The 16,154-nt window shown below is 71.6% G+C and carries 16 protein-coding genes; 15 read left to right on the top strand and 1 reads right to left on the bottom strand.

What is annotated here, in order from left to right:
- Positions 1–16: 16 nt before the first annotated feature.
- From QSK37_RS36045 to QSK37_RS35975, 15 genes are all read left to right on the top strand, one after another.
- On the top strand, positions 17–898 hold the full coding sequence (locus tag QSK37_RS36045) for a formylglycine-generating enzyme family protein (protein WP_285629898.1): 882 nt from the start codon (positions 17–19) through the stop codon (positions 896–898).
- A gap of 202 nt (positions 899–1,100) precedes the next feature.
- A complete protein-coding gene (locus QSK37_RS36040; protein WP_285629897.1) occupies positions 1,101–2,756 on the top strand; it encodes an ABC-F family ATP-binding cassette domain-containing protein in 1,656 nt (551 codons plus the stop codon).
- Entirely contained in the window at positions 2,749–4,356 is a 1,608-nt protein-coding gene (locus QSK37_RS36035) for an ABC-F family ATP-binding cassette domain-containing protein (RefSeq protein ID WP_285629892.1), read from the top strand. The genes QSK37_RS36040 and QSK37_RS36035 overlap by 8 nt, the downstream gene beginning before the upstream one ends.
- 161 nt (positions 4,357–4,517) lie before the next feature.
- The gene (locus QSK37_RS36030) at positions 4,518–5,855 is read left to right on the top strand and encodes an MFS transporter (RefSeq protein WP_285629891.1); all 1,338 of its coding nucleotides are present in this window, start codon (positions 4,518–4,520) and stop codon (positions 5,853–5,855) included.
- A 115-nt stretch (positions 5,856–5,970) separates the two neighbouring features.
- The gene (locus QSK37_RS36025) at positions 5,971–6,888 is read left to right on the top strand and encodes an MBL fold metallo-hydrolase (protein WP_285629889.1); all 918 of its coding nucleotides are present in this window, start codon (positions 5,971–5,973) and stop codon (positions 6,886–6,888) included.
- Between the two features lie 124 nt (positions 6,889–7,012).
- Entirely contained in the window at positions 7,013–7,561 is a 549-nt protein-coding gene (locus QSK37_RS36020; protein ID WP_285629887.1) for a VOC family protein, read from the top strand.
- Positions 7,558–8,316: an SDR family NAD(P)-dependent oxidoreductase gene (locus QSK37_RS36015; RefSeq protein WP_285629885.1), complete on the top strand. Its 759-nt coding sequence runs from the start codon at positions 7,558–7,560 to the stop codon at positions 8,314–8,316. The genes QSK37_RS36020 and QSK37_RS36015 overlap by 4 nt, the downstream gene beginning before the upstream one ends.
- A complete protein-coding gene (locus QSK37_RS36010; protein ID WP_285629883.1) occupies positions 8,313–9,203 on the top strand; it encodes a 3-keto-5-aminohexanoate cleavage protein in 891 nt (296 codons plus the stop codon). The genes QSK37_RS36015 and QSK37_RS36010 overlap by 4 nt, the downstream gene beginning before the upstream one ends.
- A 58-nt stretch (positions 9,204–9,261) precedes the next feature.
- The gene (locus tag QSK37_RS36005; protein ID WP_285629881.1) at positions 9,262–9,618 is read left to right on the top strand and encodes a hypothetical protein; all 357 of its coding nucleotides are present in this window, start codon (positions 9,262–9,264) and stop codon (positions 9,616–9,618) included.
- A 2-nt stretch (positions 9,619–9,620) separates the two neighbouring features.
- Positions 9,621–10,037: a hypothetical protein gene (locus QSK37_RS36000; protein WP_285629879.1), complete on the top strand. Its 417-nt coding sequence runs from the start codon at positions 9,621–9,623 to the stop codon at positions 10,035–10,037.
- Positions 10,034–11,029 (top strand): dihydroxyacetone kinase subunit DhaK, encoded by a 996-nt coding sequence (locus QSK37_RS35995; protein WP_285629877.1) that lies wholly within the window; start codon positions 10,034–10,036, stop codon positions 11,027–11,029. Before QSK37_RS36000 ends, QSK37_RS35995 begins: the two co-directional genes overlap by 4 nt.
- A gap of 16 nt (positions 11,030–11,045) precedes the next feature.
- A complete protein-coding gene (locus QSK37_RS35990; RefSeq protein ID WP_285629875.1) occupies positions 11,046–11,687 on the top strand; it encodes a DAK2 domain-containing protein in 642 nt (213 codons plus the stop codon).
- Complete coding sequence (locus tag QSK37_RS35985; RefSeq protein WP_285629873.1) at positions 11,684–12,613, top strand: beta-keto acid cleavage family enzyme; 930 nt, start codon at positions 11,684–11,686, stop codon at positions 12,611–12,613. The genes QSK37_RS35990 and QSK37_RS35985 overlap by 4 nt, the downstream gene beginning before the upstream one ends.
- Positions 12,603–14,336, top strand: coding sequence for an IlvD/Edd family dehydratase (locus QSK37_RS35980; RefSeq protein ID WP_285629871.1), 1,734 nt, complete (start codon positions 12,603–12,605; stop codon positions 14,334–14,336). The genes QSK37_RS35985 and QSK37_RS35980 overlap by 11 nt, the downstream gene beginning before the upstream one ends.
- Positions 14,323–15,081: an SDR family oxidoreductase gene (locus QSK37_RS35975; RefSeq protein WP_285629869.1), complete on the top strand. Its 759-nt coding sequence runs from the start codon at positions 14,323–14,325 to the stop codon at positions 15,079–15,081. The genes QSK37_RS35980 and QSK37_RS35975 overlap by 14 nt, the downstream gene beginning before the upstream one ends.
- Before the next feature lie 7 nt (positions 15,082–15,088).
- On the opposite strand, the gene QSK37_RS35970 is transcribed toward QSK37_RS35975, so the two are convergent.
- Positions 15,089–15,874 carry an IclR family transcriptional regulator gene (locus QSK37_RS35970; RefSeq protein WP_285629867.1) on the bottom strand — a complete coding sequence of 262 codons (786 nt, stop codon included), beginning with the start codon at positions 15,872–15,874 and terminating at the stop codon, positions 15,089–15,091.
- Between the last annotated feature and the right edge of the window lie 280 nt (positions 15,875–16,154).

The following is a 16,154-nucleotide window of genomic DNA, read 5'->3' as shown; positions in this document are numbered from 1 at the left end:
AGGAGGTGGTTCGCGGATGTCCGGATGCTGTCCCCCGTCACGCTCCGAGGGTTCGGAGGTCCCGTACGACCCGCCGGGCCGCGGACACGCCTCCGGCGACCTGATCGTGCTGCCGGGCGGCACGTTCCTGATGGGCACCGAGGACAAGGACGGATTCCCCGACGACGACGAGGGGCCCGTCCGCGAGGTCGCCGTCGCCTCCTTCGCCATCGATCCGCACTGCGTGACGAACGCGCGGTTCGCGGAGTTCGTGGACGCGACGGGCTACCGGACGGACGCCGAGAAGTTCGGCTGGACCTACGTCTTCGCCAAGTTCCTGCCCGGTGAGCTGCGCAAGAGGTCTCCACGACCGCCGCAGACGCCGTGGTGGTGCGGGGTCTCCGGGGCGTACTGGCGGGTGCCGGAAGGGCCCGGCAGCACGGTCGAGGACCGCTGGGACCACCCGGTCGTGCACGTGTCGTGGCGTGACGCGAACGCCTACTGCGCCTGGGCCGGCCGGCGGCTGCCGACGGAGGCCGAGTGGGAGTACGCCGCGCGTGGCGGCCTGGAGCAGGCCCGTTACCCGTGGGGCGACGAGCTCACGCCCGGCGGCGAGCACCGGTGCAACATCTGGCAGGGCCGGTTCCCGGTGCGCGACACGGCGGAGGACGGTTACGCCGGCACCGCTCCGGTGGACGCCTTCCCGCCCAACGGCTTCGGGCTCTTCAACGTTTCGGGCAACGTGTGGGAATGGTGCGCCGGGCGGTTCCGCGGGACCGACGCCGAGCGTCCGATGCGCGGCGGTTCGTACCTGTGCCACGATTCCTACTGCAACCGCTACCGGGTGGCCGCGCGCACGGGCAACAGCCCCGACAGCTCCAGCGGCAACCTGGGCTTCCGCTGCGCCGCCGACGTCTGAGCCGGGCTGCTGGTACGGTTGACGGACGATTTCGGGAAATAGGGAGAGCCGCACATGGCAGGTGACGACGACATCTCCGGGTGATACCCGGACCTGACCGGCCGCAGGCAGGCGCGCGATGCCGCCGTGGCCGCTCTGTCGTCGTCCCTTGACCCCTGCGGGACGCCTTGACGCGCCCGCGTTATTTCCCGAGGACCCTTCCATGTCCGACGCGTACATCGTCTGCTCCAACCTGTCCTTCTCCTGGCCGGACGACACACCGGTCTTCCAGGACCTGTCCTTCACGGTCGGCGCCGGCCGTACCGGCCTGGTCGCGCCGAACGGCGCCGGCAAGAGCACGCTGCTCAAGCTCATCGCGGGTGAGCTTCGGCCCGGCGGCGGGACCGTCTCCGTCGACGGAGTGCTCGGCCACCTTCCGCAGAGCCTCCCGCTCACCGGCGACCTGACGGTGGCCGAGGTGCTGGGAATCGCCCCGATCATCCGGGCGATCGACGCCGTCGAGGCCGGCGACGCCAGCGAGGAGAACTTCACCGCGATCGGCGACGACTGGGACATCGAGGAGCGCACCACGGCCCAGCTGGACCGGCTCGGCCTCGGCGACGTCGCCCTCACCCGGCGTCTCGACACCCTCAGCGGTGGTCAGGTCGTCTCCCTGGGCCTGGCCGGACAGCTGCTGAAGCGCCCCGACGTCCTGCTGCTGGACGAGCCGACCAACAACCTCGACCTCGACGCGCGCCACCGGCTCTACGGCGTGCTCGACGACTTCGGCGGCTGCCTGCTGCTGGTCAGCCACGATCGGGCCCTGCTCGACCGCATGGACCGCATCGCCGAGCTCGACCAGGGCGAGATCCGCTCCTACGGCGGGAACTTCACCGCCTACGAGGAGGCCGTACGCACCGGGCAGGAGGCCGCCGAGAGGGCCGTCCGGCACGCCGAGCAGCAGGTCAAGCGGGAGAAGCGGGAGATGCAGCAGGCCCGTGAGCGGGCCGAGCGGCGGGCCGGCAACGCCGCGCGCAACCTCGACAACGCGGGGCTGCCGAAGCTCTTCGCCGGGAACATGAAACGGCGCGCCCAGGAGTCCGCGGGCCGGGCGAGCCAGGCGCACTCCGCGCGGGTCGGCGACGCCAAGGCACGGCTCGAGGAGGCCGGCCGGGCCCTGCGCGACGAGCAGAAGATCGCCCTTGAGCTGCCCGGCACCAACGTCCCGGCCGGACGCACGGTCTTCCGCGGCGAACACATCCAGGTCCGCCACGGCGACCGGGCCGTGTTCGCCGGGGACGGCGCCGGCCTGACCGTCCAGGGGCCCGAACGGATCGCGCTGACCGGGCCCAACGGCTCCGGCAAGTCCACGCTGCTCCGCGTGGTGAACGGCGACGTCGAGCCGGAGGGCGCCGCGATCCGGCGCTTCGACGGCCGGATCGCGTACCTGTCCCAGCGGCTGGACCTGCTCGACCTCGACCGCACCGTGGCGCAGAACCTGGCCGCCTTCGCGCCCGCGATGCCCGAGGCGCAGCGGATGAACCTGCTCGCCCGCTTCCTGTTCCGCGGGTCCCGCATCCACCTTCCGGTCGGCGTGCTGTCGGGCGGCGAGCGGCTGCGGGCCACCCTTGCCTGCGTCCTGTACGCCGAACCGGCGCCGCAGCTCCTGCTCCTGGACGAACCGACCAACAACCTCGACCTGGTGAGCGTCGGCCAGCTGGAGAGCGCGCTCAACGCCTACGAGGGCGCGTTCGTGGTGGTCAGCCACGACGAGCGGTTCCTCGCCGAGATCCGGGTCGGCCGCTGGCTCCGGCTCTCCGAGGGCCGGCTCGTGGAGACCGGCGCGCCCGACGGCACGTCGGCGGCGACGCGTGCCTGAGCCGGCGCTGCTCGCCCACGATCTGGTCCGCACGTTCGGTACGCGACGGGTGCTCGACGGCGTCTCCCTCACCGCCGCCCCCGGGCAGCGGATCGGGCTGATCGGCGAGAACGGCGCGGGAAAGTCGACCCTGCTGCGGCTGCTCGCCGGGACCGACGAACCCGACGCGGGCACCGTCGTACGGCCTCCGGACCTCGGCTTCCTGCGGCAGGAGATGCCGTTCGAGCGCGCGTCGACGATCGCCGACGTGCTCGACGACGCCCTGCGCGGAGCCCGCGCGGACCTCGCCGAGCTGGACCGGCTCACCCGGACGCTCGCGGAGACGCCGCAGGACTCCCCCGGTCACGCCGGGCTTCTCGTCGAGTACGGCGAACGGCTGGAGCACGCCCAGGAACATGAGGCGTGGGACGCCGACCGGCGCGCCGAGATCGTGCTCGGCGCGCTCGGCCTGGGCGGGCTGAGCCACGACCGCACGCTCGGGTCCCTGTCCGGCGGGCAGCGCGGCCGGCTCGCGCTGGCCGCGCTCCTGGTACGACGGCCCGCGGCGCTGCTGCTCGACGAGCCGACCAACCATCTCGACGACGCCGCGGCGGCTTTCCTGGAGGAGCAGCTGCGGGGCCTGCCCGGCGTCGTCGTGGTGGCGAGCCACGACCGGGCGTTCCTCGACGCCGTCTGCACCGACCTGATCGACCTCGATCCCGCGGTGTCCGGCCCGATCCGCTACGGCGGCGGCTACACCGCCTACCAGGCGGAGAAGCGCGCCGAGCGGGAGCGCTGGCACAGACGTTTCGCCGAGGAACAGGAGGAGCTCGCCGGCCTGCGCCGCGCGGTCACCGTGACCGCGCACCGGGTCGCGCCGGACCGCGAGAAGCGCGACCACGAGAAGATGGGATACGGGCACTCCGGCGGGCGGGTGCAGAAACAGATCTCGCGGCGGGTGCGCGACGCCGCCCGCCGGCTCGACCAGCTGGAACGCGACCAGGTCGGGGAGCCGCCGGAGCCGCTGCGGTTCCGTGCCGCGACGCTCGCCTCCGCGTCGGCCGACGGCACGCTCCTGTCGCTGCGCGGCGTCCGCGTTCCCGGCCGGCTCACTCTGGACCGCCTCGACCTCGCGGCCGGCGAACGGCTCCTGGTCACCGGAACGAACGGAGCGGGCAAGTCGACGCTGCTCCTGCTGCTGGCCGGCCGGCTGGAGACCCTCGGCGAGGTGCGGCGGCGCCGCGAGCTGAGGGTCGGCCTGCTGACCCAGGACACCGTGTTCGACCGGCCGGACCGTACCGCGCGTGAGACCTACGAACAGGCGCTCGGCGCCGAACGCGCCGACGCCGTGCCGCTGCGGTCCCTCGGACTGCTCGGCGTCGCGGACCTCGACCGGCGGGTCGGCGAGCTGTCCGTCGGGCAGCGTCGCCGGCTCGCCCTGGCGTTGCTCGTGGCGGACCCGCCGGAGCTGCTGCTGCTCGACGAGCCCACCAATCACCTGTCGCCGCGGCTGGCCGACGAGCTGGAGGAGGCGCTGGGCACGACCTCCGGCGCCGTCGTGGTCGCCAGCCACGACCGGTGGCTGCGCTCCCGCTGGACCGGCCGCGAACTGCGGCTGTGACGCCGATAGCGTGACGGGAGCCCGCCGCGACGTCATGTCCGACGCGTTGCCGGCTTGTTAAGTCCCGATGAACGGCACTGAGCGGTGGATGGGAGATGCAGAGCCACCTCATTCTGTGTGGCCGGCGTCACAAGGCGCCGACCGGAGAATCGAGGTGCGAAGTGCATGAGACGCGGGAGTGGCCGGACGTGGGCCACCGTGCCGTCCGGAAGGTGATGGCGCGGTTCATGCCGTTGATCGGACTCTGCTACATCGCGGTGTACGTCGATCGCCTGAACATCGGCGTGGCGGCACTGACCATGAACGATGACCTGGGGATCTCGGCGTCGGCCTTCGGGTTCACGGCCGGCGTCTACTTCTGGAGCTACACGGTCTGCGAGCCCCCGAGCAACTACATCCTGACCAAGGTCGGTGCCCGGCGGTGGCTCGGCCGGATCATGGTGACGTGGGGTCTGGTGACCATCGCCACCGCAACCGTGCAGGGGACGACCAGCCTGGCCTGCGCGCGGGTCCTACTGGGTATCGCGGAGGCCGGGTTCTCCCCGGGCATGCTCTATTTCGTGTCGCGATGGATCCCGCAGCGTGAGCGCGGACGAGCGATGGCGTGGATCATCGCCTTCATCTGCCTGTCGTCGCTCGCCACGCCCGTCACGACGCAGATTCTCGGCCTGGACGGCCTGCTCGGTCTGGCGGGCTGGCGCTGGGTGTTCGTGTTCACGGGAATCCCGGCCATCGTCCTGGGCTGTGCCTGCGTCAAGATCCTCAGGGACGGCCCGAAGGACGCCGAGTTTCTCACCGCCGCCGAACGGGACTGGCTGGTCGCCGAACTGCGATCGGAGGATCGCGGGACGACGGACGCGCATGGCGAGCACGGATTCGCCCGCTCGCTGGTGCATCCTCGCGTGCTGGTCCTGGTGATGGTGTTCGTCTGCTTCACGTTCTGCCTGAACGGCTTCCAGCTTTGGATCCCGCAGATCCTGGCGCAGTTCGGGCTGTCCAGAAGCCAGGTGGGCTGGGTCGCCACGCTGCCCGCGCTGCTCGCGATCGGGCCCGTGCTGTGGTGGATGCGGCGTTCGGACCGACGGCAGGAGCGGACGGTGCACTTCGCCGTGGCCGCCGCCGTCGCGGCGGCCGGCTTCGGCCTCGCGGCCGTTTCCTTCTCCGTCCCCGCCCTCGCGATCGCGGGGTTCTGCGTCGCCGGTATGGGTCTGTACGGCGCGATGGGCGTCTTCATCACCATGCCGTCGTCATTCCTCACCGGGGTCGCGCTGGCGGCAGGGTTCGGAGTCATCAACGGCGCCGGCAATCTGGGCGGCTACTTCGGGCCGCAGGTGACCGGCTGGATCAAAGACGCGACCGGCGGGTTCACCGCCGCGATCGGCGTGTACGCCGTCGTCCTCGCGCTCGCCGCCGCCATCGTCCTGGCACTCGGGGCGACGGCCCGCCGCACGTCCTCACCCCGCCTCCTGACCGGAGCCGAATCGACTGCCGGTTCCTGACTGGCCTGCCACCTCGATGACGGCGCCGCGGCGCCCGCGGGCGCCTGCGCCCGGACCACCCGTCTTCATCCGAAGCCCGCTCGACGAAGACCCGCTCGACTAAGGACAAAGGTTCATGACATTCCAGCTGACGGTCGGAGAGGCGACCATCACCCAGGTCACCGAGTTGGCGCGCTGGCCGTTCCCACCGTGGGAGCTGTTCCCCGACGCCACCGGTGAGCAGGCCGCCCGAGCCGCCGCCGAGTTCGGGCCGGGATACGTCGAGGAGCGCACGGGCGCCCTCGTGCTGGCCATCCACAGCTATCTCGTGCGGATCGGCGGCACTACGCTCGTCGTGGACGCGGGCAACGGCAACCACAAAGATCGCCCCAATCTGCTGCCGCACCACCGTTTCGACACCGACTTCCTGAACCGCTTCGCGGGAACGGGCACCGCCGTCGAGGACGTGGACGTAGTCGTCAGCACCCACCTGCATCCCGACCACTGCGGCTGGAACACCCGCCTCGAAGGCGACCGCTGGCGGCCGACGTTCCCGGGGGCGAGGTACGTGTTCGGCCGTGCCGAGCTCGACTCCCTCCAGGCGCTGGCCGCGACGGAGCACCCCGAGGGGGTCGCGGCGGATCTCGTGCGCATGTACGACGACAGCGTGCGGCCCGTGTTGCAGAACGGCCGGTGGGAGATCGCCGACGATGGTCATCTGCTGGCCGAGCATGGCGACACCAAGGTCGTGCTGCGTGCGGCCCCCGGTCACACCGGCGGGCACCTCGTCGCCGAGATCCGCTCGCGGGAGGGCGGCGCCGTCATCTCCGGCGACGTCGTCCATCATCCGATCCAACTGCTCTATCCGGAGCTGAGCCAGGCCGGGGACGCCGATCCGGCGCTGGCGCGGCGGACGCGTGACGCCGTGCTGGAGCGCTGCGCACGGGACGGACTGCTCCTGCTGCCCGCGCACTTTCCCGCCGACCATCCGTTCACGCTGATCCGCGACGGCGGCCGTCTCCGGCTTCTGCCCGTCACCGGGCACCACGCGTGAGTACGCGACGGCACGGGCCACCGCCGCTTTCCCGATCAACGGGCCCGCGCGCTGGGCGGCGAGGGGACGTCGCGACACGATCGGCGCTGACACCGGGCCACACGCCCGCGATCGAGGAGGAGAAGTGAGCCGCACCTTCGGCACCATCCGTCAGCTGGGCTACGTGGTCCCGGACATCGCGTCCGCCATCACCCATTGGGTGGAGCGGCTGGAAGTCGGACCGTTCTTCTACATCGAACGCCAGCCCGTCAACGACTTCACCTATCGCGGCGAACCGAGCGAACCCGAGTTCAGCGTCGCGCTGGCCCAGGCGGGCCCCGTGCAGGTGGAGCTGATCCAGCAGCGCAACGACGCCCCGTCGGCGTTCCGCGAGTTCACTAACGCGGGCGGCGAGGGACTGCAGCACATCGCCTACTGGACGACCACGTTCGGCGACCTCGTCGACCGGGCAGCGGCACTGGGATACCAGGAGCTGCAACGCGGCCGCTCCGGCAGCGGGGGGCCCGACGAGCGCTTCGCCTACTTCACCGCGGGCGGGCACGCCGGCACGGTGGTCGAGATCTCCGAGGTGGCCGGGCGCAAGGCGGCACTGTTCGAGGCCGTCGCCGTCGCGGCCGCCGGCTGGGACGGGAGCGACCCGGTGCGCGACATGACCACGCTGGTGACCCGGTGAGCGGGCGGACCGCCATCGTCTCCGGTGGCGCCTCGGGTATCGGCGCAGCGACGGCCGAGCTCTTCGGCGCCCAGGGATGGGATGTCGTGGTCGCCGACCTGCGGGTCGCGGACGGCGAGACCAGAGATGCCTCCGGGGCCGTCCGGCTGTCGGTGCGGACCGATGTCACCGACGACGCGGCCCTGGAGCGGCTGGCGCAGCGGACCCGCGACCGCTTCGGCCGCGTGGACGCGGTCGTCACCTGCGCCGGCACCGCCGACAACGCGGCCGTCCGCGACGTCACCCCCGCCCGCTTCACCCGTACCCTGACGCTCAACCTGGTCGCGACGTTCGCGCTGTGCCGGCTTTTCGTCGACGACCTCGCCGCCACCCGCGGGTCGATCGTGACCGTGGCGTCGGTCTCCGGCCTGCGGGGCAGCCCGGACCGGGCGGCGTACTCGGCGTCCAAGGGCGGAGTCATCGCCCTGACCCGCCAGCTCGCCGTCGAACTCGCCACCGAGGCGGTGCGCGTCAACTGCGTGGCCCCGGGCTCCACCCTGACCCCACTGGTCGAGACCGCGCAGGGAGGTGAGCGGACCCGCCGAGCGATCCTGGAGGCCATCCCGCTCCGGCGCTATGCCGAACCGCGCGAGATCGCCCAGGTGATCACCTTCCTCGCCGGGGAAGGAGCGGGGTTCGTCACCGGACAGGTCTGGGGCGTCGACGGCGGACAACTGGCCGGCGCCGGCTGGAACCGCCCGGAGGCCGCCCGATGAAGCCACTGATCATCGGCGTCAACGTCAACGAGGGCACCGGCCGGGACCCGAACCCGCACGTGCCGTTCACCCCGAAGGAGATCGCTGAGGTCGCCCGGGACTGTGAGCGCGCCGGTGCCTCGCTCATGCACTACCACGGCCGGACCGCGGATGGACGGGCCGATCATTCGGCCCCGACATACGCCGACATCGCCCGCGAGACGCACCGGGCCAGTTCGCTGCTGCTCGCGCCGTCGATGGCCAACGTCCCGGGCTACGACGTCGAGCAACGGCTGTCCAACATCGCCCCCAACCAGGGCGACCCCGAGACCGCGGCGGACCTGCTTCCGGTGGACATGGGCTGCGCCAACATGGACCTGTTCGACGCGGACGCGGGCGACTACGCCTCCGAGGACCGCGTCTTCGTCAACGACATCCGCACCCAGCGGGCGTTCCTTGAGCGGGCGCCGCGGCTGGGCCTGCGCCCGTACCTGGCGTCATTCAACCTCAGCTGGACCCGCGCGATCGTCGCGCACGAGCGCACCGGGCGGCTCGCCCGGCCGCTCATCGTGGCGTTCGTGCTGGGTGGTGAGGAGTTCGTCGCCGCGCATCCCACCACTGCGTCGGGGGTGCGCGCCCATCTGGAGGTGTTGCCCGCCGGCCTGCGGATCGAATGGCTGGTCTCCAGCCATCGCGGCGACGTTCTGGAGGTCGCCGACGACATCATCGCCGCGGGCGGACACCTGGTGGTCGGGATCGGCGACCACCCTTACACCGACCTGGGGCATCCGGCCACCGCCGACCTCGTCGCGCGCGTCGCCGAACTCGGTCGCCGACATGGCCGCCGCCCTGCCACCACCGACGAGGCCCGACGCATTCTGGGGGTGCCCACGCATGCGTCTCGTTGACGCCGGCGCGACCCCGCCGGCGCCGGTCCATCGGTCCGCCGGACGCACGGTCTGGGTGATGGATTCCATCGCCTTCGGATCGGCGACGCTGCGCGGCGACGTCATCGTCACCGGCTCCCACGGCGGGGTCAGCGCGGGAGAGTACGCCGCGTCCTACGACGTCGCGGTGGTCGCCTGCAACGACGCCGGCACCGGGAAGAACGCCGCCGGCGTCGCCGGGTTGCGGGCCCTGGACGGGACAGGCATCGCCGCCGTGGGCGTGGCGCACGACTCCGCGCGGATCGGCGACGGCCACGACACCTGGGAGAACGGCGTCGTCAGCTTCGTCAACGAGCACGCCCGTGCCCTCGGCATTCGTACCGGTGCCTCCCTCAAGGACCAGATCGTGGCGCTCGTCGACCAAGGAGGGATCTGACCGTGTACCGAGCGACTGTGTGGTCACAGGCCGGGATGCGCATCGTCGTGATGGACAGCATGTCCCAGGTCGAGGACGACGACGCGGGCGCGATCGTCGTCGCCGCGTCCAACGGAGGTCAGGAGTCCGGACGCTTCGGGGCGGCGGCTCGCTGTGGGTTCGTCCTGCTCAACGACGCCGGCGTCGGCAAGGACGACGCGGGCATCGCCGGGCTCGCCATCCTCAACGAGGCCGGCATCCCCGCGGCGGCCGTCGGCCACCACACCGCCGAGATCTCCAACGGCCTCGACATGTGGGAGCACGGCGTCATCTCGTACGTCAACACGGCCGCGCAGGCGGCCGGTGTGGCGCCCGGGGCCCTCGCCCGGCCGACCCTGATCGCTTTCGCGCACGCCCGCATCGTGGAGACGAGCACATGAGCAGGTACGTACTGAACGATCGTGACACCTTCGTCCGGCAGGCGGTGGAGGGGCTGGAGGCGGCCCACCCGGGCCTCGTCCGAATGCATGACGACCCGCTGTTCGTGACCCGACGGGTTCCCGCACGAGGCAAGGTCGCGCTGGTGTCGGGCGGTGGTTCGGGACACGAACCGCTCCACACCGGCCTGGTCGGCACCGGAATGCTCGACGCCGCCGTACCCGGCGCGGTCTTCACCAGCCCTACCGCCCTGCAGGTGCGCGAGGCGGCACAGGCGGTCGACACCGGCGCGGGCGTCGTCATGATCGTCAAGAACTACACCGGCGACGTCCTCAACTTCCGGATCGCGGCGGAGCTGCTCGAGGACCGGCACCGAGTGGAGGTGGTGATCGTCGACGACGACCTCGCGACGACGTCCGAGGACGAGAGCGCACCGGGGCGGCGCGGAACCGCCGCCGTCCTGGCGGTCGAGAAGATCTGTGGAGCGGTCGCCGAGACAGGGGCCCCGGCCGACCGGGTCCGCGACCTCGGCCGCGAAGTGGTGGCCCGGTCGGCGACGCTGGGACTCGCCCTCGAGGCCTGCACCAATCCGATGACCGGGACCCGCTCGTTCGACCTCGGTCCGGACCAGATCGAGTTCGGCGTGGGCATCCACGGCGAACGGGGCATCGGCACCCGCGCCTCCGGAACCGCCGCCGAGCTCGTCGAATCCCTCGTCCGCCCGCTGGTCGAGCACCTCGGCCTACGGCGCGGCGACGAGGTCCTCGCCATCGTGAACGGGCTCGGAGCCACCCATTCGCTGGAGCTGGGGGTCGTGCTGCGTGAGGTGCGCCGGTCGCTGGCCGGCAGCGGCATCGCGCCGGCCCGCAGCCTCTCCGGCTCGTTCGTGACCTCGCTGGACATGCGCGGATTCTCGGTGACCCTCACCGCACTGACCGAGGACCTGATCGAGCTGTGGGACGCGCCGGTCCGGACACCGGCGCTCACCTGGTAGGAAGGGATTTGATGACATGACCACCGATGACACGCGGCTGACCGGTGCGGACGCACGCGCCTGGCTGCTGGCGTACGCGGACCGGGTGCGGCGAGACGTCGACGAGCTGACCGATCTGGACCGCAGAGCCGGCGACGGAGACTTCGGCTGGAACATCGCGACCGCGCTCGATCGGGCTCGCCCCACCCTGACCGACATTCCCGACACGGCGCTCCCTCCGGACGCCTTCAGGGCCGCGTCCGATGCTCACCTCGGGGCCGGCGGCACGAGCGGCCCACTGTTCGGCCTCTGGTTCGGGCGGCTCGCGCAAGGCCCCGGCGAGCCGTGGTCCGGACCCGCTCTGGCACACGCGTTCCAGAGCGCCGTGCAAGCCGTCTGCCGGCTCGGGAACACCGACGTCGGGCAGAAGACGATGGTGGACGCCATGGTCCCCGCCGTGAAGGCACTGGAGGCCGAGCCGCTCGCACCGGCATGGCGCGGTGCGGTCGCCCGCGCGGCCCGCGCCGCCGCCGACGGCGCCGAGGCGACCCGGGACATGCTCGCCCGCCGCGGACGCGCCAGCTACGTGGGCGAGCACGCGCGCGGGGTGGTCGACCCAGGGGCGCTGGCCGTCGCCTGGTTCTTCCAGGCCGCCGCGGACACGCGGGCGGCGGCATGACGTCCGCGAACGCCGGTCACACCGGCAAAGTCATCGTCACCGTCGCCCCCACCGGGGGGTTCCTCACACGCGCGGACCATCCGTACGTCCCGACCCAGCCGGAGGAGATCGCCGCCGACGTCGCACGCTGCGCCGCCGCCGGTGCCAGTGTCGCGGCGCTGCACGCGCGGCGTCCGGACGGCCAGGCCACGTGCGACGCGGCGATCTACCGCGACATCAACGCGCGGGTCCGCGCGGCGTGCGATGTGGTGATCAACAACTCGACCGGTGGAGGAATCAACGGCGACTTGCTGCGGGTACGCCCGGACGGGTCACGGACGATCGACTGGGACGCCCGCATGGAGGGCGTCGACGGCGGTGCCGACACCTGCACGCTGGACGCCGTCACCGCCTACGTCAGCGGGCCGGACGGGCGCGAGGTGCTCATGGACACCCCGATGGAGCGGGCCATCGAACTCGCGGCGGCGATGTTCGAACGAGGGATCAAGCCGGAGTGGGAGGCGTTCGGCCCATCCCACCTGGCCCGTGAGGTCACCCGGCTCACCGCCCTGGGCTTCGACGCCGAACCGTACTGCGTGAACCTGGTGCTCGGCCTGGACACGACGTTCCAGAACGCGGTCCCCTACACCCCGGCCGACCTCCAGCACATGGTCGACGCCCTCCCGGACGGCTCGATGTTCACCGTGACGGTCAACGGGCCTCAGCAGTTCCGGGGGCTCGCGCACGCACTGGCTCTCGGCGGGCACATCCGGGTCGGCATCGAGGACAATCCCTGCCTCGTTCCCGGGGAGCCGGCCGAGAACGTCCGCCTCGTCGAGCGCGCCGTCACCCTGGTCCAGAGCCTCGGCCTGGAACCCGCCACCCCCGACGAGGCCCGCCGGATCCTCGGCCTCCCCGCACGAGAGGACGCCGCCCATGCCATCTGAACAGGACCCGGATCGCGTGCCGCTTCGCTCGCAGGAGTGGTTCGGCGGCTCCGACATCAACGCCGCCATGCACCGCTCGTGGATGAAGAACCAAGGAGTCCCGGACCGGATGTTCGACGGCCGTCCGGTCATCGGGATCTGTAACACCTACTCCGACCTCACCCCCTGCAACGCCCACTTCCGGGAACTCACCGAACAGGTCAAGCGCGGTGTGCTCGAAGCGGGTGGGTTCCCGGTGGAGTTTCCGGTGATGTCGCTGGGCGAGACCATCGTGCGGCCGACCACCATGCTCTACCGCAACCTGGTCTCGATGGAGGTCGAGGAGTCCATCCGCGCCAACCCCGTCGACGGGGTCGTGCTGCTGTGCGGCTGCGACAAGACCACGCCGGCGCTGCTGATGGGCGCCGCCAGCTGCGACCTGCCCACCATTGTCGTGTCCGGCGGGCCGATGCTGAATGGCAGGTGGCAGGGCCGGACGGTGGGCAGCGGCACCTCACTGTTCGAGATGAGCGAGGAGGTGCGGGCCGGCCGCGTCACCGAGTGTGAGTTTCGCGCCGCCGAGGGCGCCATGGCGCGCTCTGCCGGCCACTGCAACACCATGGGTACGGCATCGACGATGGCCTGCATGGTCGAGACCCTCGGCCTCGCCCTTCCCGGCAACGCCGCGATCCCCGCCGTCGACGCCCGGCGGCGCCTGCTCGCCAATGAGTCGGGGTTCCGGGCGGTCGCGATGGTCCGCGAGGACGTACGGATGTCGCGGATCGTCACCCGCGCGTCCTTCGAGAACGCCATCAAGGTCAACGCGGCGATCGGCGGATCGACGAACGCGGTGGTGCACCTGCTGGCGCTGGCCGGACGGCTGGAGATCGATCTGGAGCTGGACGACTTCGACCGCGCGGCCAAGGGCGTGCCGCTCCTGGTCGACCTGATGCCCGCCGGACGGTTCCTGATGGAGGACTTTCACGCCGCCGGCGGTCTGCCCGTCGTGGTGAAGGAACTGGGCGACATCCTGCACACCGACGCGCTGACGGTGAACGGCCGGACGCTCGGCGAGAACTCCACCGACGCCGTCGCCTGGGACTGCGAGGTCATCCGGATGGTGGGCGAACCCCTGCTGCCCGACGCCCGCATCACCGTGCTGCGCGGGAATCTGGCGCCGTCGGGAGCCGTCATCAAGCCGGCGGCCGCCTCGCCGCACCTGCTGCGCCACACCGGTCCGGCACTGGTGTTCGAGGGCATGGACGATTTCCGTGCGCGCATCGACGACCCGGACCTGCCGGTGGATGAGAACACCGTCCTGGTGCTGCGCCACGCGGGCCCGCGTGGGTTCCCCGGGATGCCCGAAGTCGGCAACCTGCCACTGCCGAAGAAGCTCCTGCAGGCGGGTGTGACCGACATGGTCCGCGTCTCCGATGCCCGCATGAGCGGGACGGCGTTCGGGACGGTCGTGCTGCATGTCGCGCCTGAGGCCGCCGCAGGCGGTGCCCTGGCCGCCGTACGCGACGGCGACCTGGTGGCCCTCGACGTCACGGCCGGCAGCCTGCGACTCCTCGTCGACGCGGAAGAGATCGATCGTAGGATCGCCGCGGCGGCGCCGCCGCTCCCGCCGGAGACCGGCTACGCGAGTCTCTACGTCCAACACGTCCTGCAGGCCGACCGGGGCGCCGACTTCGACTTCCTGGTCGGCCGGCGCGGAGCGGCGGTGCACGGTGACAACCACTGATTCGCCGCGCTCCTCGGTGGCCGTCGTGACCGGGGCGGGAAACGGGCTCGGCAGAGCCATCACCCGCGCGCTGCTCGACGACGGCCACATGGTCGTCCTGGCGGGCCGTACGCGGGCATCCCTGCAGGACACGGCCGCGGACCATCCGCGCGCCGAGGTGGTCGTGGCCGATGTCACGTCCGCCTCGTCGGTCCGCGCGCTGTTCGCCTCGGCGTGGGCGCTGCACGGCCGCGTCGACGTCCTGGTCAACAACGCGGGGGTCTTCGGGCCCGAAGGCGCGATCGACGAGGTGGAGGACGGCCACTGGCACGACGTCCTCGCGGCCAACGTCACCGGTTCGTTCCTGTGCGCGCGGGAGGCGGTCCGCATCATGAGACGGCAGCGGCCGCGCGGTGGCCGGATCATCAACAGCGGATCGCTGTCGGCGCACGTCCCGCGGCCGCACAGCGTCGCGTACACCGTCAGCAAGCACGCGATCACCGGGCTCACCGCCGCGATGAACCTCGACCTGCGCGACCACGGCATCGCCTGCACCCAACTGGACGTCGGCAACGCGGCGACGGCGATGACCGCCGGCATCGGCGTGGAGGCGCTCCAGCCGGACGGCACGCGCCGGGCCGAACCGACGATCGATCCGGTGGATGTCGCGCGCTTGGTCGCCCATGTCGTGTCGCTGCCGCTGGAGGTGAACGTGCCGTCCCTCACCGTGATGGCGCGGACGATGCCCTATGCGGGCCGCGGCTGACGTGTCGTCAGCGCCGCTGCAGGATCGGCCGGACGATCGAGCGCGCCCGCTCCAGGTCGCGCGAGATCGTCATGGCCGTCGTCCGCACGGCGGCGTCCATGCGGGCCGTGTCGATCCTCCCGACGACCCCGGACATCGACACCGCCGCCAGCACCTCGTCGTCCGGTCCGGTGATCGGGGCGGCGATCCCGACGATGCCGTTCAACGCCTCCTGTCTGTCGAAGGCCACGCCACGCCGCCGGACTCGCTGTAGCTCGGCCCGCAGCGCGCTGTTCTCCACGATCGTGTGCGGTGTGAAGCGCTGCAGGACGCCGGGAATCACCACCTGTTCCGCAGGCATGAACGCCAGGATCGCCTTCCCGGACGCACTGGCATGTGCCGGCCAACGTCCTCCCGAGTGCTGCGGCAGCCGCGGCCCCTCGTCACTGCGGAAGACCTCCAGGTGAACGACGTCGAAGCCGTCCAGCAGGGCGAGCCCGACGTTCTGCCGGGTCGCCTCGTGCAGCGTGAGCAGGTGCCTCCTCGACGCCTCGCGCAGGTCCCGCTGCTGCGGCGACGTCTCGCCGATCTCGAACAGCAGGAGCCCCGGGCGGTAGTCCGGCCCGACCCTCTCCAGCAGACCGACGCGAACGAGCTCGCCCACCATCCGATACACCGTCGTCTTGGGCAGGCCCGTTCGCTGCGTCAGCGCCGCGGCGCTCAGCACGCCACGGCAGTGCGCGAACTGCTTGAGAATCTCGGCGACGCGGCCGACCGCGGTGATCTCCCCGGTGTTCCGATGAGCGGGACTCATGCCGGAATTGTGCTGACGGAGTAGAAGAAAGTCCAGGTCATCCTCGGTATCCGCGCGGCCGTCGCGCGCGGCACGTCACCCGTCGCACCCACGAAGCACCATCCTTACCTCGGCACAAGGGAGCTTGCGCGCTCACCCTCGGCCACGGGGAGCACCGATTCCCATTGAACGGGAATCCTCGTGGGCGGCCGAGACCCGCGGCCGGCCGTCGATCCGGAAGGTTCGGCACCGAGCCCGTCCTGTCATGCCCCGTCGATCGTGATCGTTGTTGTGCGGGTTC

It is taken from the genome of Actinoallomurus iriomotensis, assembly GCF_030269445.1.
Classification (GTDB): Bacteria; Actinomycetota; Actinomycetes; order Streptosporangiales; family Streptosporangiaceae; genus Actinoallomurus; species Actinoallomurus iriomotensis.
The sequence above is the reverse complement of the archived record's forward strand: the minus strand, read 5'-3'. Positions and strand labels throughout refer to the sequence as shown.